Source organism: Curtobacterium sp. PhB25 (assembly GCF_004365375.1).
In the GTDB taxonomy this organism is placed as follows: Bacteria; Actinomycetota; Actinomycetes; order Actinomycetales; family Microbacteriaceae; genus Curtobacterium.
The window spans coordinates 67,637-89,163 of record NZ_SODR01000010.1 but is presented as its reverse complement, the minus strand read 5'-3'; the positions used below and the strand labels follow the sequence as shown (position 1 = coordinate 89,163).

The 21,527-nt window shown below is 71.9% G+C and carries 20 protein-coding genes; 12 read left to right on the top strand and 8 right to left on the bottom strand.

Features of this window, described 5'->3' with window-relative positions:
• Positions 1 to 48 precede the first annotated feature (48 nt).
• From EDF51_RS17400 to EDF51_RS17385, 5 genes are all read right to left on the bottom strand, one after another.
• Positions 49 to 1,068, bottom strand: coding sequence for a glycosyl hydrolase family 18 protein (locus EDF51_RS17400; protein ID WP_134195780.1), 1,020 nt, complete (start codon positions 1,066 to 1,068; stop codon positions 49 to 51).
• A 12-nt stretch (positions 1,069 to 1,080) separates the two neighbouring features.
• A complete protein-coding gene (locus EDF51_RS17395; RefSeq protein ID WP_134195778.1) occupies positions 1,081 to 2,721 on the bottom strand; it encodes a long-chain fatty acid--CoA ligase in 1,641 nt (546 codons plus the stop codon).
• A 56-nt stretch (positions 2,722 to 2,777) separates the two neighbouring features.
• Positions 2,778 to 3,374, bottom strand: coding sequence for a TetR family transcriptional regulator (locus EDF51_RS17390; protein WP_131845249.1), 597 nt, complete (start codon positions 3,372 to 3,374; stop codon positions 2,778 to 2,780).
• Between the two features lie 19 nt (positions 3,375 to 3,393).
• Positions 3,394 to 3,555: a hypothetical protein gene (locus tag EDF51_RS20030; RefSeq protein ID WP_165901319.1), complete on the bottom strand. Its 162-nt coding sequence runs from the start codon at positions 3,553 to 3,555 to the stop codon at positions 3,394 to 3,396.
• An 81-nt stretch (positions 3,556 to 3,636) separates the two neighbouring features.
• Positions 3,637 to 3,858, bottom strand: a complete 222-nt coding sequence (locus EDF51_RS17385) for a hypothetical protein (protein WP_131845250.1) — start codon at positions 3,856 to 3,858, stop codon at positions 3,637 to 3,639.
• 254 nt (positions 3,859 to 4,112) lie between these two features.
• Between EDF51_RS17385 and EDF51_RS17380 the strand changes: the two genes are divergently transcribed.
• Together EDF51_RS17380 and EDF51_RS17375 are read left to right on the top strand one after the other, a co-directional pair.
• On the top strand, positions 4,113 to 5,063 hold the full coding sequence (locus tag EDF51_RS17380; protein ID WP_134195777.1) for a helix-turn-helix domain-containing protein: 951 nt from the start codon (positions 4,113 to 4,115) through the stop codon (positions 5,061 to 5,063).
• A gap of 24 nt (positions 5,064 to 5,087) precedes the next feature.
• Entirely contained in the window at positions 5,088 to 6,020 is a 933-nt protein-coding gene (locus EDF51_RS17375; RefSeq protein ID WP_134195775.1) for a phosphotransferase, read from the top strand.
• Positions 6,021 to 6,078: 58 nt separating this feature from the next.
• On the opposite strand, the gene EDF51_RS17370 is transcribed toward EDF51_RS17375, so the two are convergent.
• Genes EDF51_RS17370 through xylA form a run of 3 tightly spaced genes read right to left on the bottom strand, consistent with a single transcriptional unit; the run spans position 6,079 to position 9,768 of the window.
• Positions 6,079 to 7,083, bottom strand: a complete 1,005-nt coding sequence (locus tag EDF51_RS17370; RefSeq protein WP_134195773.1) for an acetylxylan esterase — start codon at positions 7,081 to 7,083, stop codon at positions 6,079 to 6,081.
• Between the two features lie 12 nt (positions 7,084 to 7,095).
• Positions 7,096 to 8,565 (bottom strand): FGGY family carbohydrate kinase, encoded by a 1,470-nt coding sequence (locus tag EDF51_RS17365; RefSeq protein WP_134195771.1) that lies wholly within the window; start codon positions 8,563 to 8,565, stop codon positions 7,096 to 7,098.
• 12 nt (positions 8,566 to 8,577) lie between these two features.
• Positions 8,578 to 9,768, bottom strand: a complete 1,191-nt coding sequence (xylA, locus tag EDF51_RS17360; RefSeq protein WP_111084913.1) for a xylose isomerase — start codon at positions 9,766 to 9,768, stop codon at positions 8,578 to 8,580.
• A 97-nt stretch (positions 9,769 to 9,865) separates the two neighbouring features.
• Between xylA and EDF51_RS17355 the strand changes: the two genes are divergently transcribed.
• The 10 genes from EDF51_RS17355 (at position 9,866) to EDF51_RS17310 (ending at position 21,502) form a co-directional block, all read left to right on the top strand.
• Complete coding sequence (locus EDF51_RS17355) at positions 9,866 to 11,062, top strand: Gfo/Idh/MocA family oxidoreductase (RefSeq protein WP_243837153.1); 1,197 nt, start codon at positions 9,866 to 9,868, stop codon at positions 11,060 to 11,062.
• Positions 11,059 to 11,766 (top strand): ThuA domain-containing protein, encoded by a 708-nt coding sequence (locus EDF51_RS17350; RefSeq protein ID WP_134195770.1) that lies wholly within the window; start codon positions 11,059 to 11,061, stop codon positions 11,764 to 11,766. Before EDF51_RS17355 ends, EDF51_RS17350 begins: the two co-directional genes overlap by 4 nt.
• A complete protein-coding gene (locus EDF51_RS17345; protein WP_134195768.1) occupies positions 11,763 to 12,863 on the top strand; it encodes a Gfo/Idh/MocA family oxidoreductase in 1,101 nt (366 codons plus the stop codon). The genes EDF51_RS17350 and EDF51_RS17345 overlap by 4 nt, the downstream gene beginning before the upstream one ends.
• A 52-nt stretch (positions 12,864 to 12,915) precedes the next feature.
• Positions 12,916 to 13,965: a sugar phosphate isomerase/epimerase family protein gene (locus EDF51_RS17340; protein WP_134195766.1), complete on the top strand. Its 1,050-nt coding sequence runs from the start codon at positions 12,916 to 12,918 to the stop codon at positions 13,963 to 13,965.
• 154 nt (positions 13,966 to 14,119) lie between these two features.
• A complete protein-coding gene (locus EDF51_RS17335) occupies positions 14,120 to 15,436 on the top strand; it encodes an ROK family transcriptional regulator (protein ID WP_134195765.1) in 1,317 nt (438 codons plus the stop codon).
• On the top strand, positions 15,433 to 16,470 hold the full coding sequence (locus EDF51_RS17330) for an NAD(P)-dependent alcohol dehydrogenase (RefSeq protein WP_123294705.1): 1,038 nt from the start codon (positions 15,433 to 15,435) through the stop codon (positions 16,468 to 16,470). Before EDF51_RS17335 ends, EDF51_RS17330 begins: the two co-directional genes overlap by 4 nt.
• Before the next feature lie 145 nt (positions 16,471 to 16,615).
• Complete coding sequence (locus EDF51_RS17325; protein WP_134195763.1) at positions 16,616 to 17,998, top strand: MFS transporter; 1,383 nt, start codon at positions 16,616 to 16,618, stop codon at positions 17,996 to 17,998.
• Positions 17,999 to 18,181: 183 nt separating this feature from the next.
• Positions 18,182 to 19,609 (top strand): bifunctional UDP-N-acetylglucosamine diphosphorylase/glucosamine-1-phosphate N-acetyltransferase GlmU, encoded by a 1,428-nt coding sequence (gene glmU / locus EDF51_RS17320; protein WP_134195761.1) that lies wholly within the window; start codon positions 18,182 to 18,184, stop codon positions 19,607 to 19,609.
• A gap of 61 nt (positions 19,610 to 19,670) precedes the next feature.
• Positions 19,671 to 20,648 (top strand): ribose-phosphate diphosphokinase, encoded by a 978-nt coding sequence (locus EDF51_RS17315; protein WP_123294708.1) that lies wholly within the window; start codon positions 19,671 to 19,673, stop codon positions 20,646 to 20,648.
• A gap of 74 nt (positions 20,649 to 20,722) precedes the next feature.
• Positions 20,723 to 21,502 (top strand): putative protein N(5)-glutamine methyltransferase, encoded by a 780-nt coding sequence (locus EDF51_RS17310; RefSeq protein ID WP_243698024.1) that lies wholly within the window; start codon positions 20,723 to 20,725, stop codon positions 21,500 to 21,502.
• Positions 21,503 to 21,527: the final 25 nt, after the last annotated feature.

Below are 21,527 nucleotides of genomic sequence, written 5' to 3'. Positions count from 1 at the left end.
GCCCGTGGCGGGCCCGCACCGGGCCTCCCGTCCGCTCGTCGGTCGCCGTCAGTGCACCGTGTCCAGCGTGTCGGACAGGTCCAGGGACCAGACGGCGACCCCGGTCAGGCCGAGCCGCTCGGCGAGGGCCACGCGCTCGCGCAGCGACCGCGCGTCGGACCACCAGAGCACCTCGCCGCTGGGCAGGGCCGCCGTCCACTCGCCTTCTGTCGCGTTCCAGGTCGGGGTGACGCCGGCCTTCCGGACGCGACGACGGGCCTGGTCGTCGGACAGCTGCCCCGCCGGTCGCGGCCCCTTCCAGTGGTAGCCGTACCCGGCGACGCCGAGCACGATCTGGTCGGCGGGCGCGAGGGTGGCGAGCGCCCTGGCGGACTTCGACGCCCAGGGCAACGACCCGACCGGCCCCGGTGCGTCCGGCTCCCACGGGCCGTGCTGGTCGTAGGCCATCAGTGTGAGGTGGTCCAGCGGAGCGCGGAGTGCCCGGACGTCGTACCCCATGCGCGCGTACCCGGCTGCGGTCGTCGACGCCGACAGGGCGATGTCGAGCCGGACGTCGTCGCCGACCGCCGCACGGAGCTCCCGCGCGAAGGCCGTCAACCCCGCCGTGTCGGCCGCGGTCAACGCCTCGAGGTCGATCATGACCGAGTCCCACCCGCCGGATCGCACGTCGGTCGCGAGCGCGCGGACGACGTGGGACCGGTTGGCGGGGGACCGGAGCATCCTCCGGGCGATCGGCTCGCTGAAGTCGCCGTCGGCGTAGTTGCTGACGAGCAGCTGCGCCTCGAGCCCGCGGGCGTGCGCCCGGTTGCGTTGCGTCCTCGCCTCGCGGGAGGGGGTGCTGACGCGCGTGCTGGTCCGGCTCAGCAGCAGCCCGTCGACGCCGACGACGTCCATCGCCGATGCGTTGGCGTCGATCAGCGCGGGGTCCGCCCCCTCGGGCTGGAAGCCCGTGACGTCGAACCATTCGGGGGTGCCGGACTCGGCGTTCGCGGGGCCGGTGCAGCCGGTCAGGACGAGGCCCGCGGTCAGGGCGACGGCGAGGAGGACGGAACGCGGCCTGGTGATCACGCTCCGAGGGTGTCAGGCCGGAGCAGTCGCCGCGTCGACCGGTGTGCTGAACTGCTCGACCAGCGTCCGCTTCAGGACCTTGCCGCTCGGTCCGAGGGGCAGGGCATCGACCACGTGCACGACCCGCGGGAACTTGTACGCCGCGATCTCGTCGGACACGAAGTGGACGAGCTCGTCCGGGCTGACGGTCGCACCGGCGCGGAGCACCACGGCGGCCTCGATCTCCTGGCCGTGCAGCTCGTGCGGGACGCCGAAGACCGCCGCCATGGTGACGTCCGGGTGCGTCGCCAGCACCTCTTCGACCTGCCGCGGGTACACGTTGTAGCCGTTGCGGATGATCATGTCCTTCGTGCGGTCGACGATCGTCAGGAACCCGTCGTCGTCCTTCGTGCCGAGGTCGCCGGTGCGGAACCACCCGTCGACGATCGCCGCGTCGGTGTCCTCCGGCCGGTCCAGGTACCCGTTCATCAGGTTGTGCCCGCGGATGACGAGCTCGCCGATCTCGCCGTGCGGCAGCAGCACGATCGCGTCCGGGGTGGCCGGGTCGGCGATCTCGACGTCGACACCCCACACGGGCGTCCCGATCGTTCCGGGTCGCGGCGCGCGGCCGACGTGGTTGAAGGTGGCCACGGGTGACGTCTCGGTCAGGCCGTAGCCCTCGTGGATCGGCGCGTCGAACACGGTCTGGAACCGCTCGAGGACGGCCAACGGCAACGACGCGCCGCCCGAGATCGCGTAGCGCAGGTCCGGGCGGGCGTCGTTGCGGGTCGCGGCGTCGAGCAGAGCCATGTACATCGTCGGCACCCCCATGAAGATCTCGCAGCCGTGCTCGACCATCGCCGACAGTGCTGCGTCGCCGTCGAACTTCGGGAGCATCACGATGGTGGCGCCGGCGCGGAACCCGGTGTTCATCGTGCAGGTCTGACCGAACGTGTGGAACAGCGGGAGTGCCCCGAGCAGGACGTCGCCGCGGTGCATGTCGAAGGTGCTCATCAGGTTCGTGTTGACCTGTTCGAGCAGGGCGAAGTGCGAGCCCTCTGCACCCTTCGGCTTGCCGGTGGTCCCGCTCGTGTACAGGATCGTCGCGGTGTCGAAGGGGTCGCGGGCGACGTAGGTGTCGAGGGGTTCGGCTGCCGCGGCCAGGGCCTCGAGGCGGTCCGGGCCGTCGTGGCCGTCGTGGTCGTCGTGGTCGTCGCGGTCGGCCGGTGCGAGCACGGTGATGACGTCGACGCCGGCGAGCTCGGCGCCGGCCGCGCCCTCGGCGAGCAGCGGAGCGGCGCAGACGAGCAGCATGGCGCCGCTGTCCTGCAGCAGGTACTCGATCTCGCGCCGCTTGAGCAGCGCGTGCACGGGCACGACGACGGCGCCGAGCGCGAGGGTGGCGTAGTAGACGCGGGCGAAGTCCGCGACGTTCGGCACGAGCATCGCCACGCGCGATCCCTCGGTGACGCCGCGGGCCCGGAGCGCTCCGGCGTACGCCAGGGTCTCGGACCACAGCTCGGCGTAGGTGGTGCGGTGGTCGCCGACGATCACGGCGACGTCGTCCGGGTACCGCGCGGCGGACTCGGCCAGGATCGCGGCGACCGAGGCGGTGGCTCGGGTCGGTCTGGGGGTGCCGTGGTGAGCGGCGGTGGTGGGCTCGGTGCGCGTCATTCCGGTCTCCGTCTTCGGTGACGAGTGGTTCCCCGGATCATACGTCCGGCCGCCGGTCAGAACGTCGTGCGCTCCTCGAACACCGACATGATCATGGCCGCACCGAGCCGTGCGCTCCGGGCCGGCTTGGCCGACCCCTGCACGGCTGACTCCACCCGGGCACCCTCGACCAGCAGCGACAGGGTCTCGGCGATGTGCGCCGGCATGTCCGCACGGGTGCAGAGCAACGTGAGGTGGCTCTCGACGTCGCGGAAGTGCTCGGCTGCGAGCGCGGCGATCTCCACGTCCTGCCGTCCGAGCTCGGCGTGCCCGTTGATGAACGCGCAGCCGCGCCACCCCTCGTCCGCGAAGCACTCCTCGAGGTAGCTGAAGATGCCGAGGATCTCATCGCGGGGATCCGCCGAGGTGGTGGCGATGTGGTCCAGGGCCCGACGCCACGCGCCGTGCCAGCGTCGCAGGACCGCCACCACGAGCGCCTGCTTGGACGGGTAGGCCGCCGTCAGCTCGTCCACGCTCATGCCCGCGTGCGCGGCGACGTCCTCGAAACGCACCGGGATCACGCCGTGCGCCGTGAAGAGGTCATCGGCGGCCTTGGATGCGGTGCGCTGCGCGGTCGTCTCGACGGCCGGGGGCGTGAGTGTGAGGAGCGTCATGGGGAAGTGGGGTCGGGGTTCAGGCTGCGAAGAAGTCGGCGTAGGACGGGTCGGCGTGGCCCATGTGGGCGGTGAGGCGGGCCTGCACCATCTCGTCGAGATCGGCGGGCGGCGTCAGGCCGCGTCGGCGCCATTCGACCGGGTTGCGGCGGAGCTGTTCGAGCGTGCGCTGTTCAGGCATCGTGGCGTTCCTGTTCTGCGAAGAGGGCGGTCATGTCGATGGCCTGGGTGCGGACGTCCTCGACCGCTGATCCCTCGCGGATCACGCGGAGAGTCCGAGCACGGCGGCGGCCGACGCGAGGACGCTCACCGAGACGATGCCGGTGCTCACCGCGGCGATCTGCAGCGTGCGCTGTCGCTGAGCGTCCCGCAGCTCGCTGAAGAAGCCCCGGTGGCGGTTGCGCCGGCTGGTGACCGCCGTCGCTTCGAAGGCCAGCTTGGGTGCGCTGATCGGGTGGACCGGGGTTGCGGTCGCGGCGGTCATGTCGTCCTCGTGTTCTCCTGAGCGGCCCGTTGCCGCCGGATGAGACGACCGTACGATCAGCGGGGTCGTCGGTGTGCACCAGTACCGACGACTCGACGGATCGCGGATGTCGTGAGCGGCCCGGCGGTCGAAATCCGGACATCGTTCCGTCGCCACGAGCATCCGGTCCACGCGCCGACGATCGTCGGTAGCGCTTCTCGGACAGCGACACGGACGACGCGCGTCCGTTCGGTCACACTGCTCTCGGTGAACCGATGACAGACGAACGAGCTCGCGTGCAGGACGACGTCCGGTCCGCCGACGTCGACGAAGCACGCGACTTCCTGGTCGGTGCGTACGACGCCTCCGAGTGGCGCGCCGAGACGACCGCGCAGCCCTTCACCTTCCGGTACTCAGCTGTCGGCGACTCGACGATGACGTTGCGCGCGATCCGGTTCGACGGGCACCTCGACGGCGTCATGACGCCGTCGGACGACTTCGTCGTGCAGTGGATCACCCGGGGTACCGGCTTCATCGGCGAGGGTGACGACCGCCTCGTGAGCGCCGTGGGCCGGCCGCAGCTGTGGCCGCAGGACGGCGCCGCGTTCACGTACCAGGACTACGACCAGCGTCTCGTGCAGATCAACCGGGCATCGCTCGAGGAGGTCGCCGGCGAGCGCGGTGCGGCGTCGGGCGGCGTGCAGCTCGACCACACCGTGCAACCCGACGACCGGGCCGTGACGATGTGGCGGAACACCGTCAAGCTCATCTCGCACACGGTGCTCGACCGGCAGGTCTCACCGCTGCTGCAGGCCGAGATGAGCCGGCTGGGGGCGCTGGCGCTGCTCGAGCTGTACCCGGTCGTCTCGGCCACGTTGCCGGACGAACTCCTGCTCCCGCGCAACGCGCACATCCGCCGGGCCGTCGAGTACGTGCACGAGCACGCCCACCTGCCGATCACGAGCACCGACCTGGCCGAGGTGGCTTCCCTGAGCCTGCGTGCACTGCAGCAGGCGTTCCAGCGGCAGCTCGGGGTGAGCCCGAACGGCTACCTGCGCGGGGTCCGTCTCGACCGGGTGCGCGACGAGCTCGTGCACGCTGACCCGGCGGGGACGAGCATCGCCGACGTCGCCCGGCAGTGGGGGTTCGCCCACGCTGGTCGGTTCTCTGCCGCCTACCTCGAGCGCCACGGCGAGTACCCCCGGGACACGATGCGGCGGGCGTGACACCCCGACGGCCATGATGGGTGCGTGCTCGACGACGACACCCACCGCCACCGACTGGACGCGGTCCTCCGTGCCGTCGGGAGCTCGGACGACCAGGCCGAACGGCTGCTGGGCGGATCCGTGAACCACACGTACCGGGTGCGGCGAGCGGCCGGTGCCGACGTCGTCGTGCGGTTCCCCGTCGACCCCTTGCGCTCGGACGAGTTCCCCGTCGAGGCGTGGGCAGCGCGAGCGGCTGCCGCAGCGGGCATCGCCGTCGCTCGGCCCCTCGGCCACGGTGTCCAGGACGGCGTCCCGTTCATCGTGTCCGAGTACGTCGAACCCGACCCGCGGCCGATCGAGCACCCCTGGACGTGGCTCGGGTCGTCCGCTCGCACCGTTGCCTCGATCAGCCTGGCGGAGGCGCCGCCGTCGTTGTACACCCGCTTCGGCACCGACCTGTCTCGGGCGTGGTCGGCGCACCTGGCGTACAACAGCGCAGCGCTCGTCGCGCACGACCCACTCCGCCACGACGGTGCCTACACCTCGGCCTGCGCGCTCCTGAGGCACTTCGAGCGGCTGGCCGCGGAGCACTTCGCGTTCGGACTCGCGCACGGTGACCTGGCACCGCGGAACCTGATCGCACGGGGACCGGGTCGTGCGCCCGTGCTCATCGACTGGGGTGCTGCCGAGACCGGTCCGTCACCGTGGACCGACGCTCGTCGGGTGTTCGAGTGGGCGTTCGTCGACGCGACGATCTCGCGGGCCGAGTACGACGAGTTCACCGCCGCCGCAGGGCTGGCCAGCCCGGCTGACCACGCGACCCTGGCGTCGCTCACCGCGCTGCACCTCGTCGACGTGACCCGGTGGGCGCGGGAGCAGCGGCCGGACCTGTACGCCGAGTACGTCGACCGGTGCCGGGGCGGTCTCGAGCGCGTCGAGCATCTCGAGCGGATCGAGCGCGCTTCGGGGGAGTGAGCGGCGAGCGACCGCGGCGGCCCGGGTGGTCGTCGGTCACGCTACGCGGCCGTCGCCGTCACCCCCGTGCGCGCAGGAACGCCACCTGCCGTTCCCAGTGCCGGAAGCCGCCACCCTCGTGCCCGTTGTACGGGTAGACCTCGATCTCACGGTCGGCCGACGCGTGCGTGTCGTCCGACCCGAGTGCGTTGAAGGCGGCGAAGGTCGTGCGCGGCGGCACGACGTCGTCCATCAGGGCCACGGAGAACAGCGCCGGGGCGGTGATGCCGGCGGCGTGGTTCACCCCGTCGAAGTACGCCGCGGTGTCCCACACCGTGTCGGCTGCGTCGCGGTGCACGGACAGGTAGGTCGCGAGCTCCAGGTACGGGCCCCCGACGGCGATGTCGGTGCCGCCCTCCCAGTCGCACAGGAACGCGACGTCGGGCAGCACCGCGGTGATCGGTCCGACGTGGGCCTCCACCAAGGCAGCTGCGGCGATGGCGATGCCCCCGCCCTGGCTGCCGCCGGTCAGGGCGATGCGTGACGGGTCGACACCGGGCAGCGTCCGCACGGCATCCACCAGGCGGACGGCGTCGGTGTACACCCGGCGGTAGTAGTGGTCCGCGGGGGAGCCGATGCCGCTCGTCATCCACCCGCTCGCGTGCGGTCCGGAGCCGTGCGGGTCGGGGGTGTCGCCGCCGGCCCACCCGCTGCCCTGGCCACGGGTGTCCATGACGACGTGCACGTACCCGGCGAGGGCCCAGTGCACGCGTTCGCCGGGGCGCCCGCGGCCGCCGCCGTAGCCGAGGAACTCGACCACGACGGGCAGCGCCGTGTCACGACCGGCCAGCGGTCGCGAGACCCAGGCGCGCACCGGATCGCCGGCGAACCCCGGGAACGTCAGGTCCTCGACGACGAGTCCGGTCACGGGGGTGTCGGCCGAAGCGAGGACGGGAGCCGTCTCCGCTCCGGCCGCCCGGGCCGCGGTGATCGTGTCCGCCCAGAACGCGTCGAAGTCGGCCGGTCGCCGGACCTCGGGTCGGTGTCGACGGAGTTCGTCGAGCGGGAGGTCGGTGCGTGCCATGGGTCTCCTCGGTCAGCGCGCCGCGGCGCGGTACTGCTCCAGCACCTCGGGGTGCGGGTCCGCCGGCACGGTCGTCGTCGCGATGTCCCACGACGGCAGCGCGCCGGTCAACGCCCAGGCTGCCTGACGCGCGGCCCCGGACGCCACGTACTCGCCGGGTTCCGGGATGAGCACGTCGCGCCCGAACACCTGTGCGGCGACGGTCCGGACGGCCTCGTTCCGCGCGGCCCCGCCGATGAGCAGCAGTCGCGACACGGTCACGCCGGTCCCCTCGACCGCGGCGAGTCCGTCGGCCAGGGCACAGAGCATGCCCTCCACCGCGGCGCGCGCCAGGTGCGGTCGGTCGGTCGTGCCCGGGGTCATCCCGAGCAGTGACGCGGTCGCGTCCGGCCGGTTGGGCGTGCGCTCGCCGACGAAGTACGGCACCAGCACGAGGCCGTCGGCCCCGGCCGGCGCCTGCAGCGCCAGCTCGCCGAGCGCGTCGTGGTCCACGCCGAGCAGGCCGCCGATCACCTCGAGCACGCGGGCTGCGTTGAGCGTCGTGACGATCGGGAGGCGCGACCCGGTCCCGTCGGCGAAGCCCGCCACGGTCCCGCTCGGGTCCAGGACCTCGGTCGCGGTGACGCCGAAGACGGTCCCGCTGGTCCCCAGGGACACCGCGATGTCCCCGGGAGCGAGCCCGAGTCCGAGCGCCGCACCGGCGTTGTCGCCGAGTCCGGCCGCCACGACCAGTCCGGCTGGCGCGACCGCGCCGTTGGGCAGCGTGACGTCGACGTCGAGCGTCCCCATCGCCTCGTCGTGGGCGACCACGCGTGGCACGACGACCGTGTCCGCGGTCGGCTCGGAGCCGGCGACGCGCATCGGGCGACCGAGCGCGAGTTCGAACAGCTCCGGGTCGTACTCCCGGCGCACCGGGTCCCAATAGGCCGTGCCGCTGGCGTCCGAGGCGTCGGTCGCGAGTGCGTCGAGGTCGGGGCCGAGCGGACTCTCGTCGGCCGGGCCGTACCCGCGCAGCCGCCACGACAACCAGTCGTGGGGGAGCGCGACGGCTGCGACGCGGCCGGCGTTGTCCGGCTCGGCGTCGCGGAGCCACCGCAGCTTGGTACCCGTGAACGATGCCACCGGGACCAGTCCCGTCCGGGCGACCCAGGATTCCCGTCCGATCTCCTCGACCATCTGCGCGGCCGCATCCGCACTGCGCACGTCGTTCCAGAGCAGGGCGTCGCGGACCACGTGACCGTCGGCGTCGAGCGCGACCATGCCGTGCTGCTGCCCGGCGATCGCGACGGCGCCGACGTCGGTGAGCCCGCCGGCGTCCGCGACCGCGGTGCCGAGGGCGTCCCACCAGTGGCGGGGATCGACGGACGTGCCGTCCGGGTGGGCGGCACGTCCCTCACGGACGACGGCACCCGTCGCCGCGTCGCGGATCGTGACCTTGCAGGACTGGGTCGACGAGTCGACGCCGGCGACGAGCTGTGTCATCCCCGCAGCCTGTCAGCGCGCGCCGAGCAGGTGCTCGATGGCGAGCTGCTGCAACCGGACGAAGCCGAAGCCCTTGCCGCCGAAGTACGCGTCGGCGTCGAAGTCCTCGTAGGCCGAGCGGTCGGACAGGAAGGCGTCGTAGGACTCGCCGTCGTTCAGGGTCGGCGTGCTGAGCTCCCCGACCTTCGAGGCCTCGAGCGCGGCCTGCACCTCGGGGTCGGCGCGGAAGGCCTGCGCGCGCTCCTTGAGGAGTAGGTACATGCGCATGTTCGCGGCCGCCGAGTCCCAGACGCCCGTGATGTCCTCGGTGCGGCTCGGCTTGTAGTCGAAGTGGCGCGGGCCGTCGTAGGCCTGGCCGCCCTGCGGCGAACCGTGCTCGAGCAGGTCGACGAGCGAGAACGCGTTCTGCAGGTCGCCGTGACCGAACACCAGGTCTTGGTCGTACTTGATGCCACGCTGACCGTTGAGGTCGATGTGGAAGAGCTTGCCCTGGTAGAGCGCCTGGGCGATGCCGGCCGTGAAGTTCAGGCCCGCCATCTGCTCGTGGCCGACCTCGGGGTTGATGCCGAACAGCTCGGGGCGCTCGAGGGTCTCGGTGAAGGCGATCGCGTGGCCGAGGGTCGGCAGCAGGATGTCGCCGCGGGGCTCGTTCGGCTTCGGCTCGATGGCGAAGCGGATGCCGTAGCCCTTGTCGGTGACGTAGTCGGCGAGCAGGTTGACGGCCTCGCGGTAGCGCTCGAGTGCGGCCTGCACGTCCTTCGCGCTGTCGTACTCGGAGCCTTCGCGGCCGCCCCACATCACGAACGTCGACGCACCGAGCTCGGCGGCGAGGTCGATGTTGCGCAGGACCTTGCGGAGCGCGAAGCGGCGGACCTGCCGGTCGTTCGAGGTGAAGCCGCCGTCCTTGAACACGGGTGCGGAGAACAGGTTCGTCGTCACCATCGGCACGATGAGGCCGGTGGAGTCGAGCGCACCCTTGAGGCGGTCGATCTGCGTCTGCCGCTCGGCGTCGGTCGAGCCGAACGCGAACAGGTCGTCGTCGTGGAAGGTCAGGCCGTAGGCGCCGAGCTCGTCGAGCTTCTCGACCGCCTCGACCACGTCGAGGGCCGGACGGGTCGGCCCGCCGAAGGGGTCGGAGCCGTTGTAGCCGATGGTCCAGAGACCGAAGGAGAACTTGTCTGCACGGGTGGGCGTCGTTGCCATGGTGGTCACCGTTCGTCGTCGAAACAAAATGTTGCCGCGCCCAACATAAGCGGTAGTGTTGGCTGTGGCAAGGACGTGATCGCAAAGGAGCGAGCGGATGGCAAGTGTTTCGAGGGCGCAGCAACGACTGCGGATCGCCATGGTGGGGCACGGCTTCATGGGAGCCGCGCACTCACAGGCGTGGCGGACCGCCCCCAGGTTCTTCGATCTCGGGGTCGAACCCGAGATGGCGATGATCGTCGGGCGCGACCCGGAACGCACCGAGGCGGCTCGCGTGCAGTACGGCTGGCAGGCTGCGTCGACCGACTGGCGCGCCGTCGTGGCCGACCCGGACATCGACGTCGTCGACATCGTGTCGCCCGGGTCGTCGCACGTCGAGATCGCGATCGCCGCGCTCGAGGCCGGCAAGCACGTCCTGTGCGAGAAGCCGCTCGCCAACACCGTCGAACAGGCCGAGGCGATGACCGCCGCTGCCGCAGCCGCCCGGGCGCACGGGGTCCGCGCCATGGTCGGGTTCAGCTACCGCCGGGTGCCGGCCATCGCCTTCGCCCGACAGCTCGTGCAGGACGGCCGGATCGGCACCGTGCGCCAGGTCCGCGCGCTCTACCTGCAGGACTGGCTCGCCGACGAGGACGGCCCGATGACCTGGCGCCTCGACAAGGAGCTCGCCGGTTCGGGGGCGCTCGGAGACATCGGCGCGCACGCGATCGACCTCGTCGAGCACGTCACCGGCGCCGAGCTCACCCGGGTGTCGGGTCTGCTCGAGACCTTCGTGACCGAGCGCCCCCTGCTCGCCGACGGCGTCGGACTCTCCGGCACGGCGTCGAGCGAGCGCGGGCAGGTCACCGTCGACGACGCCGCGTTCTTCACCGCCCGACTCGGCGGCGGTGCGGCCGACGGCGCGATCGGCACGTTCGAGGCCACGCGCTACGCCACCGGCCGGAAGAACGGCCTGACGCTCGAGATCAGCGGGTCCGAGGGCGCGATCCAGTTCGACCTCGAGTCCATGAACGAACTGCGGCTGTACGAGTCGTCGGCACCCGCGGGAGAGCAGGGCTTCCGCCGCATCCTGGTCACCGAACCCGAGCACCCCTACATGGCGGCGTGGTGGCCGACCGGACACCTCATCGGGTACGAGCACACCTTCAGCCACCAGGTGAAGGACTTCGTCGAGGCGGTCGTGGCCGGCACCGACCTGTCGCCCTCGTTCGAGGACGGCCTGCACGTGCAACGCGTGCTCGACGCCGTCGAACGCAGTGCCGCCGACGGCAGCAGCTGGACGGCGACCGCGTGACCGCCGCCGACGGCACACGCCAGGCGCTCGTCGTCCGCGGGGGGTGGGACGGCCACCAGCCCGTCGAGACCACCGACCTGTTCGTCCCGTTCCTGCGCGACAACGGATTCGCGGTCCGGGTGTCGGACTCGACGGCCGTCTACGCCGACGGGTCCGTCATGGCCGAGGTCGACCTGATCGTGCAGGTCGTCACCATGTCGACCATCGCCGACGACGAGTTCGCCGGGCTGCAGCGCGCGGTGCTGGACGGCGCCGGACTGGCTGGCTGGCACGGCGGGATCGCGGACGCGTTCCGGAACACCGCCGACTACCTGCACATGGTCGGCGGCCAGTTCGCCCACCACGCCGGCAAGCACCCCGACGAGCGCGTCGGGGAGCAGTCCGACAACTACATCCCGTACACGGTGCACCTCACCGACCTCGGACGATCGCACCCGATCACGCAGGGCATCGAGGACTTCGACCTCGTCACCGAGCAGTACTGGGTGCTGTCCGACGAGTACAACGACGTCCTCGCGACCACCACGCAGGAAGCGCGCGACTTCGACGCCTGGAACCGTCCGGTCACCGCCCCGGCGATCTGGACTCGGCAGTGGGGTGCTGGCCGCGTGTTCGTCTCCGCACCCGGGCACCGCCTCGAGGTCGTCGAATCGCAGCCACTCCGCACCATCATCGAGAGGGGCCTCCTGTGGGCAGCACGGTGAACGAACCCGTCCTCCGCGTCGGGGTGGTGGGCGTCGGCGTGATCAGCCAGCAGTACTTCGAACACTTCCCGTCCCTGCCCGGACTGTCGCTCGTCGCGGTCGCCGACCTCGACGTCGACCGGGCGCAGGCGGTCGGTGCCGCGCAGGGCGTGCGCGGCACGAGCGTCGACGAGCTGCTCGCGGCCGACGACGTCGACGTGGTGCTCAACCTGACGATCCCCGCCGCCCACGCCGACGTCGCGACCCGGGCGCTCGCCGCGGGCAAGCACGTCTACGGCGAGAAGCCCCTGGCGATGTCCACGGCCGAGGCCGAACCGGTGCTCGAGGCCGCCCGGGCCGCGGGCCTGCGGGTCGGCAGCGCCCCGGACACCGTTCTCGGCACCGGCATCCAGACCGCGCGGGCCGCCCTCGACGACGGCCTGATCGGCACCCCGGTCGGTGCCGCCGTCGCCTGGAGCGCCCCCGGCCACGAGCTCTGGCACCCGGCACCCGCGTTCTACTACCAGCCCGGTGGTGGCCCGCTGCTCGACATGGGCCCCTACTACCTGACCAGCCTCGTCACGTTCTTCGGACCGGTCGTCCGGGTGAGCGGCAGTGCCACCCGCTCCACCCGCGAGCGGACCATCGCGACCGGACCGAACGCCGGCACGTCGATCCCGGTCGACATCGACACCCACGTGGTCGCGATCCTCGAACACGAGAACGGTGTCGTCTCGACCGTCACGGTCTCGTTCGAGGTGTGGGCGACCCGCGCACCGCTCTTCGAGGTGTACGGCACGGCCGGCACCCTCGGTGTGCCGGACCCGAACCGGTTCTCGGACCCGGTGTCGATCGCCACGTCGGACGACCGTGAGTGGCGCGAGCTGCCGGTTTCCGCCGGGTACGCCGACGCCGGCCGTGGGTACGGGCTCGCCGACCTGGCGCACGCGATCGACACGGACCGTCCGCACCGGGCGTCGGGCGACCTCGCGTTCCACGTGCTCGAGGTCATGGAGGCCGTCTCGGCCGCGGCCCGCGACCACGCGGTCGTCGACGTGCACTCGCGCGTCGACCGCCCCGCCACCGTCCCCGCCGGGTCCGACCCCGGGTCGTGGTGACAGCCCTCGAACACAGCACGCACCTCGACCACCGCACGGAAGGACGACGACGATGACGACGACGGACACGAGCGACCAGGCGGAGCCGACCCGGGCCTCCCGGCCGGTCACGCTGTTCACCGGACAGTGGGCCGACCTGCCCTTCGAGGAGGTCGCCCGGCTCGCCGGCGACTGGGGGTACGACGGACTCGAGATCGCCTGCTGGGGCGACCACCTGGACGTCCGGCGCGCCGCGACGGACCCGGCGTACGTCGCCGAGCGGCAGGCGATCCTGGAACGCAACGGGCTGCAGGTCTGGACCATCGCGAACCACCTGGTCGGCCAGGCCGTGTGCGACGACCCCATCGACCAGCGGCACGAGGACATCCTGCCGCCGCACGTCTGGGGCGACGGCGAGGCCGGAGGTGTCCGACAGCGTGCCGCCGAGGAACTGCAGTGGACCGCACGCGCCGCAGCGGCACTCGGGGTCGACACCGTCACCGGGTTCTCCGGGTCGTCGATCTGGAAGACCGTCGCGGGCTTCCCGCCGGTCCCGCCGAGCATGATCGACGCCGGGTACCAGGACTTCCACGACCGGTGGTCGCCGATCATCGACGTGTTCGAGGAGGTCGGGGTCCGCTTCGCGCTCGAGGTGCACCCGTCCGAGATCGCCTACGACTACTGGACCGCCAAGCGCACGCTCGAGCTCTTCGCGGACCGGCCGGCGTTCGGGTTCAACTTCGACCCCTCCCACTTCGTCTGGCAGGACCTCGACCCCGCCGCGTTCCTGCTCGACTTCGCCGACCGGGTGTACCACGTGCACTGCAAGGAGTCGGTGAAGCAGCTCGACGGGCGCAACGGCCGGCTCGGCTCGCACCTGCCGTGGGGTGACCCGCGCCGCGGCTGGGACTTCGTGACCGCCGGACACGGTGACGTGCCGTGGGAGCGCGTGTTCCGCGTGCTGAACCACATCGGGTACACCGGCCCGACCAGCGTCGAGTGGGAGGACGCCGGCATGGACCGACTCGTCGGAGGACCCGAAGCGCTGGCGTTCGTGCGGCAGCTCGGCACGATCGCGCCGCCGGAGGCCTCGTTCGACGCCGCGTTCTCGCGTTCGCGGTGACCGGCGGTTCCGGGCGTACCTGCCGGATCCGGGTGTACCTGGTCGTTCGTTTCGACAAGGTGTGCCCGATCCCGCTTCCCATCGCGGGCGTTCTGGGAAGGACCGAACACGCGAGGATGGGCCAGCACACACGGAGCACGACCGAGAGGACCCGATGGCTCGCCTGACAGCGGCACCCGTCGTCGCGCAGACCCCGACACGCGGCAACGCTGCGCGCGTCCTCCGCCTGGTGCACGAGGACGGTCCCATCACCCGCGCCGAGATCACCCGACGCACCGGACTCAACCGGTCGACCACGCTCACGCTCGTCGGTGAACTGGTGGAGCGCGGACTCGTGCACGAGGACGTCCCCGCGACGGGCAGCACGAGCGCCGGTGTCGCGGGCAGTCCGAGCCCTGGCGTCGGCCGTCCGAGCCCCGTCGTTCGTGCTGCCGCCGAGGTGGTCGCCGTCGCCGTCACGGTCGAGGTGGACGCCGTCACCGTCGCGTTGGTCGGGCTCGACGGCAGCGTGCGCGACCGTGCGGTGGCGTCGAGTCGCTCGGCCCCGACCGCTGCCCAGGCAGTCGAGACCATCGCCGGACTCCTGGACGAGCTGGTCGCCGGGGACGCCGCACCCGCCCGGATCGCCGGCATCGGCGTCGCCGTGCCCGGGACCGTACGGGTCGAGGACGGCGTGGTCCGCTCCGCGCCCCACCTGGGCTGGCACGACGAACCGATCGCCCGTCCCCTCGCCGAGCGCACCGGCCTGCCGGTCCGTGCGACGAACGACGCGAACTCCGGTGCCTGGGCGGAGCGCCTGTACGGCAGCGGCCGCGGAGTCGACGACCTGATCTACCTCAACGGCGGCGCGAGCGGTATCGGCGGCGGTGTCATCAGCGCCGCCCGGCCCCTCAGCGGCGCGGACGGCTACGCCGGCGAGCTCGGCCACACGTTCGTCGCGGCGAACGGTGTCCGCTGCCACTGCGGGGCCGTCGGGTGCCTCGAGACCGAGGCCTCGCGCGACGCCCTCGTCGCGGCGGCCGGTGTCGCTCCGGACGACCCGTCCGCGCTCGCCGCGGTGCTCGCGCAACGCCGACCCGAGGTCGAGCGGGTGGTCGACCGCCAGGTCACCGCTCTCGCGACCGCACTCCGCAACGCGATCCACACCGTCAACCCCGAGGTGGTCGTCCTCGGCGGGTTCCTCGGGGTGCTGCTCGAGCACGTCGGCGACCGCATCGAGGTCGAGGTCCGCGCCCAGTCGATGGCCGCCGTGACCGAACGGCTGCGGATCGCTCCGGCGGCGCTCGGTGGCGACGTGCTGCTCCGCGGTGCCGCCGAACTCGGGTTCCGCGACCTGCTGCGCGACCCGACGGCAGCCCGGCTCGTCCCGAGGCCAGCTCCACCCGGCACCACGACCACCCACACGCCCGACCGCTCCACCACCCCCACGTCCGACCGCGACGCCGCGGCCGAGGAAGCGAGAACCCCATGACCTCCATCCAGCGCCAGCGCACCAGCGTGTTGCTCGGGACCCAGGACCTGACCGTCGAGGACCGCCCCGTCCCCGAGGTCGAACCGGGCGACGTGCTCGTCCGGGTCGCCGCCGTCGGGGTGTGCGGCTCCGACGTGCACTACTACCGCCACGGCCGCATCGGGGACTTCGTCGTCGAGGAGCCCCTCGTCCTCGGTCACGAGCTGTCCGGCACGATCACCGCCGTCGGCGCGGGCGTCGACCCCGCCCGCGTCGGGGAGCGCGTCGCCGTCGAACCGCAGCGCCCGTGCCACCGCTGTGCGCAGTGCCTGGCCGGCCGCTACAACCTCTGCCCGCACATGCGCTTCTACGCGACCCCGCCGGTCGACGGTGCCTTCGCCGAGTTCGTCACGATCGAGGCCGAGTTCGCCCACGTCCTGCCCGACTCCGTCTCGTTCGAGGCCGGTGCCCTGCTCGAACCGCTGTCCGTCGGGATCGCCGCGGTCCGCAAGGCCGGCATCGTCCCCGGCTCCTCGGTGCTCATCGCCGGTGCCGGTCCGATCGGGATCATCTGCGCCCAGGCCGCGCGGGCCTTCGGCGCCACCCGGATCGTCATCAGTGACCTGGTCCCCGAGCGCCGGGAGCGTGCGTTGCAGTACGGCGCCACCGAGGTCGTCGACCCGACCGTGGTGTCCGTCGCCTCGGACATCGCACCGGTCGACGCGTTCATCGACGCCAGTGGTGCTCCCCGAGCCGTCTCCGACGGCATCAAGGCCGTCGGACCGGCCGGTGCCGCGGTGCTCGTCGGGCTCGGCAACTCCGAGATGACCCTGCCCGTCGAGCACATCCAGAACCTCGAGGTCACGGTCACCGGCATCTTCCGCTACACCGGCACCTGGCCCGTCGCGATCGGCCTGGTCGCGTCCGGACAGATCGACCTCGACTCGCTCGTGACGGGTCGGTTCGGTCTCGACGAGGTCCGCGAGGCACTCGAGAGCGACACCGACCCGGAGTCCCTCAAGTCGGTCGTCTACCCCGGCGGCGTGCCCGCCTGAGCCGGCGTGCGCGACGCGCGCCGGGTGCTGGACACCGCACAGGGCGGACGGGAGGCCCGTGGCCAGGCCGCCACGCGCCTCCCGACCGCCACGTGACCCGGAACGGGGCCACCGGTGCGTCACCGGGACGCGCTACGGTTCGCGCATGACCGCTTCACCGGCCGCCGTCGTGCCGCAGCGCACCGACCGGCGCGCGCTCGTGTCCTGGGCGCTGTGGGACTGGGGGTCCGCGGCGTTCAACGCCGTCGTCACCACGTTCGTGTTCAGCACGTACCTGGCCAGCCGGGCGTTCGTCGACCCGGCGAAGGTGGCCGACACGTCCGCCGCGGGCACGGCGTTGGTGGAACGCGAACTCGCCCACAACGCCGCGGTGGTCTCCACGGCCCTGACGATCGCCGGCATCGTCGTCGCGCTCGTGGCCCCGGCGATCGGGCGCCTCGCTGACTCGTCCGGGCACCGCCGCCGGTCCGTGCTCATCGCCACGATCGGCATCGTGCTGTCCATCGGCGGCATGGTCTTCGTCGCACCGAGCCAGCCGTACCTGGTGCTCGGGGCGGCGCTGCTCGGCATCGGCACGGTCGCGTACGAGATCGCGAGCGTGGGCTACAACGCCATGATCGGGCAGGTCGCGTCAGGGGAGCGCACCGGACGGGTGTCCGCGATCGGGTGGGCCGCCGGGTACTTCGGCGGCATCGTGCTGCTCGTACTGCTGCTCGTGCTCTGCATCCAGGACTTCCGCGGCGACGGCGTCGTCGGCGGACTGCTGCAGCTGCCGGCCACCGTCGCGACCGGGCAGTGGGACGTCCGCGTCGCCATCGGCATCGCCGCCGTGTGGCTCGCGGTCAGCTCGATCCCGCTCTTCGTCGTCGTGCCCGAGGCCGCGCCCGACCACCGGCGCACCGGCGGCGTGCTCGGTGCCTACCGCGACCTGGGTCGGGACATCGCCCGGCTCTGGCGCGAACGGCGGAACGTACTCGCGTTCCTGGTCGCCAGCGCAGTGTTCCGCGACGGCGTCGGCGCGGTGTTCACCTTCGGCGGGATCATCGCGGCGCAGGTGTTCGGGTTCAGCGCCTCGCAGGTCATCCTGTTCGCCATCGCCGCGAACGTCGTCGCCGGCATCGCCACCTTCGTGTCCGGACGGCTCGACGACCGCTTCGGCTCGCGCGCGCTCATCATGGTGTCACTGATCGGCCTCGCTGCCTGCGGGCTCGGCGTCCTGGCGGTCGGCAGTCGGACGGAGTGGTTCTGGGTGCTGGGGCTGACCCTGGCGCTGTTCGTCGGACCGGTGCAGTCGTCGTCGCGGGCGTACCTGGCGCGGTTGGCCACCCCCGGCCGCGAGGGCGAGCTCTTCGGCCTCTACGCCACCACCGGCCGGGCGGCGTCGTTCCTGGCGCCGGCGCTGTTCGGTGTCGCAGTGACGGTCGGCGGCTCGACGCGCTTCGGGATCCTCGGGATCGTGGTGGTGCTCGTCGTGGGGCTGGTGCTCATGGCGTTCGTGAAGGCCGAGCCGCGGGTGCTGCGCGCGTAGGTGTTCGGGTGTAGCTGGTCGTTTCGGGCGTAGCTGGTCGTTTGTTCCGGCCAGGTACGCCCGATCCCGCTTTCCATCCCGAGGTCGATGGGAAGGAACGTCACCGGTGCGGTTGTGCGCACGGTTCTGCACAGGGCCGCGGTTCCACCGGACTCCGCGGCGCGGGTGCGCCAGGATGGACCCATGACCGACCAGCGCATCGCCGTCGTCGTCCTCGCCGCCGGGCAGGGCACGCGCATGAAGTCGTCCACCCCCAAGGTGCTGCACCGGCTCGCCGGGCTGCCGCTCATCGCGCACGTCCTGCGGACGGCGTCGTCCCTGGGGCCGGAGCACGTGGCCGTGGTCGTGCGGCACGAGCGTGACCTGGTCGCAGCGGAGATCACCGAGCGCGCGCCCGACGCCATCATCGTCGACCAGGACGACGTCCCCGGCACCGGCCGTGCGGTCGAGGTCGCGGTCCAGGCGCTCCCCACCGACTTCGACGGTGCCGTCGTGGTGCTCTCCGGCGACGTCCCGTTGCTCGACGCGGCGTCGCTCCGCCTGCTCGTCGACGCCCACGCCGGAGGGGGAAACGGTGCGACCTTCGTCAGTGCGATCGCCCCGGACCCGACCGGCCTCGGACGGATCGTGCGGGATGCTGACGGCGCGTTCGTCGGGGTCGTCGAGCACAAGGACGCGACCGCCGAACAGCTGGCCATCGTCGAGGCGAACGCGGGCATCTACGCGTTCGACGTGACGCGTCTCCGGGCGGTCCTGCCGTCGCTCACCACGGCGAACGCGCAGGGCGAGAAGTACATCACCGACGCCCCCGCGCTGATCAGTGCGCGAGGCGGGCGCATCGACGTGGTCACCCTGACGGACCCGTGGCTCGTCGCCGGCATCAACGACCGCGCGCAGCTGTCCGACGCCGCCCGCGAGCTCAACGCCCGCATCGTCCGCCGACACCAGCTCGCCGGCGTCACCGTGCAGGACCCGGCCACCACCTGGATCGACCTCGACGTCTCGATCGAAGCGGATGCCGAGGTCCTGCCCGGCACCCAGCTCCTCGGCGCGACCGCCATCGCCGCCGGTGCCGTCGTCGGGCCGGACACCACGCTGCGCGACACCGAGGTGGGCGCCGGCGCGACGGTGAACCGGGTCGACGCCACCCTCGCGGTCATCGGTGACGGTGCCTCGGTGGGGCCGTTCGCGTACCTGCGTCCGGGCACGATCCTGGGCGACCAGGGCAAGATCGGCACCTTCGTCGAGACGAAGAACGCGAAGATCGGGCGCGGCAGCAAGGTCCCGCACCTGTCGTACATCGGCGACGCCGAGGTGGGCGAGGACTCGAACATCGGCGCGAACACGATCACCGCGAACTACGACGGCGTGCACAAGCACCGCACCGAGGTCGGCTCGCACGTTCGTACAGGCTCGCACAACGTGTTCGTCGCCCCGGTTAGGATTGGTGACGGTGCGTACACGGGTGCCGGAACGACGGTCCGCAAGGACGTCCCGGCCGGATCGCTCGCGATCAGCTACGCCCCACAGCGCAACACCGACGGATGGGTCGAGGAACACCGACCCGGCACACCGGCGGCCGAGGCTGCTCGGCACGCGAACGGCGAATAGATCCTGGCGACCACCGGTCGTCGACATCGACCCCACACGGGTCAGGGAGTGAGCACCGCACTTGTCCGGAATCAAGACAACCGGCCAGAAACGACTCGTCCTCGTCTCGGGGCGAGCACACCCGGCGCTCTCCGCCGAGATCGCAGAGGAACTCGGTGTCGACCTGGTCCCCACCGATGCCCGGACCTTCGCGAACGGTGAGCTGTACGTCCGGTTCGACGAGTCGGTCCGCGGGTGCGACGCGTTCGTCATCCAGTCGCACACGGCGCCGATCAACGAGTGGCTCATGGAGCAGCTCATCATCGTCGACGCGCTGAAGCGGGCCTCGGCCAAGCGCATCACCGTCGTCGCGCCGTTCTACCCGTACGCCCGTCAGGACAAGAAGGGCCGCGGCCGCGAGCCGATCTCGGCCCGCCTGGTCGCCGACCTGTTCAAGGCCGCGGGCGCGCACCGCATCATGAGCGTCGACCTGCACGCCGCCCAGATCCAGGGCTTCTTCGACGGCCCGGTCGACCACCTCTTCGCCATGCCGGTGCTGCTCGAGCACTTCCGCGAGATCCTCGACCCGTCGATGCTGACGGTCGTGTCTCCCGACATGGGGCGCGTCCGCGTCGCCGACATCTGGTCCGAGAAGCTCGGTGCACCCCTCGCCATCATCCACAAGCGTCGCGATCCGCTGGTCCCGAACCAGGTCACGGTCCACGAGATCGTCGGCGACGTCTCCGGCCGCTGGTGCCTGCTCGTCGACGACCTGATCGACACCGGGCGCACGATCGCCAAGGCAGCTGAGGCGTTGAAGGCGGCCGGCGCGATCGGCGTCGTCGTCGCCGCGACCCACGCCGTGTTCTCCGACCCCGCCACCGAGCTGCTGCAGAGCGAGTTCATCGACCGTGTCGTCGTCACCGACACCCTGCCGGTGCCCGTCGAGAAGCGCTGGGACCGTCTCGAGATCCTGCCGATCGCCCCGCTCCTGGCCCGCGCCATCCACGAGGTCTTCGACGACGGGTCCGTCACGTCGATGTTCGACGGCGCAGCGTAGCGGAGCCGTCGAACCATGGGCACAGCCGGCGGCGCCTCACCGTCTCGTCGACGTGACGTGTCTGCGGACCGTTGGTGACCCATCCCGCGCGTGACGCCCTCGCGGCCCGGCTCCGGGCCGCGGGGAGCGTCTTCGCCGAGGACGAAGCCGACCTGCTCCTCGAAGCAGGCGACGGTGAACCAGTCCGGCTGCGTTCCCTGGTCCAGCGTCGCCTCGCCGGTGAGCCGCTCGAGTACGTCCTCGGCTGGGCCGCCTTCGACGGACACCGCATCCGGGTGACCACTGGGGTGTTCGTCCCCCGTGCCCGGACGACCGTCGTCGTCGAGCAGGCTGCCCGTCGGTTGCAGCGCTACGACCGCGTGGTCGACCTGTGCTGTGGCGCCGGTGCGATCTCGGTGGCGTTGTTCGGCCGGGTCGGCGCGCTCGACCTCGTGGCGACGGACATCGACCCGGATGCCGTCGACGTCGCGGCCGAGAACATCGGCGACCGCGGGATCGTCGTCGCCGGCGACCTGTTCGCGCCGCTGCCGGACCGGTTCCGCGGCGCCGTCGACGTCATCGCGGTGAACGCCCCGTACGTCCCGACGGCGTCGATCGCGATGATGCCGGTCGAAGCGCGTGAGCACGAGCACCGCGTGGCCCTCGACGGTGGCGCGGACGGCCTCGACCTGCACCGGCGGATCGCCGCAGGAGCGGGGGAGTGGCTGCGCCCCGGTGGTTCGGTCGTGATCGAGGTGTCGGTGGCGCAGGCAGATGCGTCGGTCGCGGCGTTCGTGTCCGCCGGGTTCACGGCCGTGGTCGAGCAGGACGACGATGTCGACGGCACCTGCGTCGTCGCGACGCTCCCCGTCTGACCCGACGAGTTCGACCCGCACGAGT

Bases quoted from the DNA above. Each gene is read 5' to 3' on its own strand.
- EDF51_RS17395 (WP_134195778.1), bottom strand. From the start codon at position 2,721: ATGACGCGCACCGAGCCCACCACCGCCGCTCACCACGGCACCCCCAGA.
- EDF51_RS17390 (WP_131845249.1), bottom strand. From the start codon at position 3,374: ATGACGCTCCTCACACTCACGCCCCCGGCCGTCGAGACGACCGCGCAG.
- EDF51_RS20030 (WP_165901319.1), bottom strand. From the start codon at position 3,555: ATGCCTGAACAGCGCACGCTCGAACAGCTCCGCCGCAACCCGGTCGAA.
- EDF51_RS17385 (WP_131845250.1), bottom strand. From the start codon at position 3,858: ATGACCGCCGCGACCGCAACCCCGGTCCACCCGATCAGCGCACCCAAG.
- EDF51_RS17380 (WP_134195777.1), top strand. From the start codon at position 4,113: ATGACAGACGAACGAGCTCGCGTGCAGGACGACGTCCGGTCCGCCGAC.
- EDF51_RS17370 (WP_134195773.1), bottom strand. From the start codon at position 7,083: ATGGCACGCACCGACCTCCCGCTCGACGAACTCCGTCGACACCGACCC.
- EDF51_RS17365 (WP_134195771.1), bottom strand. From the start codon at position 8,565: ATGACACAGCTCGTCGCCGGCGTCGACTCGTCGACCCAGTCCTGCAAG.
- xylA (WP_111084913.1), bottom strand. From the start codon at position 9,768: ATGGCAACGACGCCCACCCGTGCAGACAAGTTCTCCTTCGGTCTCTGG.
- EDF51_RS17355 (WP_243837153.1), top strand. From the start codon at position 9,866: ATGGCAAGTGTTTCGAGGGCGCAGCAACGACTGCGGATCGCCATGGTG.
- EDF51_RS17340 (WP_134195766.1), top strand. From the start codon at position 12,916: ATGACGACGACGGACACGAGCGACCAGGCGGAGCCGACCCGGGCCTCC.
- EDF51_RS17335 (WP_134195765.1), top strand. From the start codon at position 14,120: ATGGCTCGCCTGACAGCGGCACCCGTCGTCGCGCAGACCCCGACACGC.
- EDF51_RS17330 (WP_123294705.1), top strand. From the start codon at position 15,433: ATGACCTCCATCCAGCGCCAGCGCACCAGCGTGTTGCTCGGGACCCAG.
- EDF51_RS17325 (WP_134195763.1), top strand. From the start codon at position 16,616: ATGACCGCTTCACCGGCCGCCGTCGTGCCGCAGCGCACCGACCGGCGC.
- glmU (WP_134195761.1), top strand. From the start codon at position 18,182: ATGACCGACCAGCGCATCGCCGTCGTCGTCCTCGCCGCCGGGCAGGGC.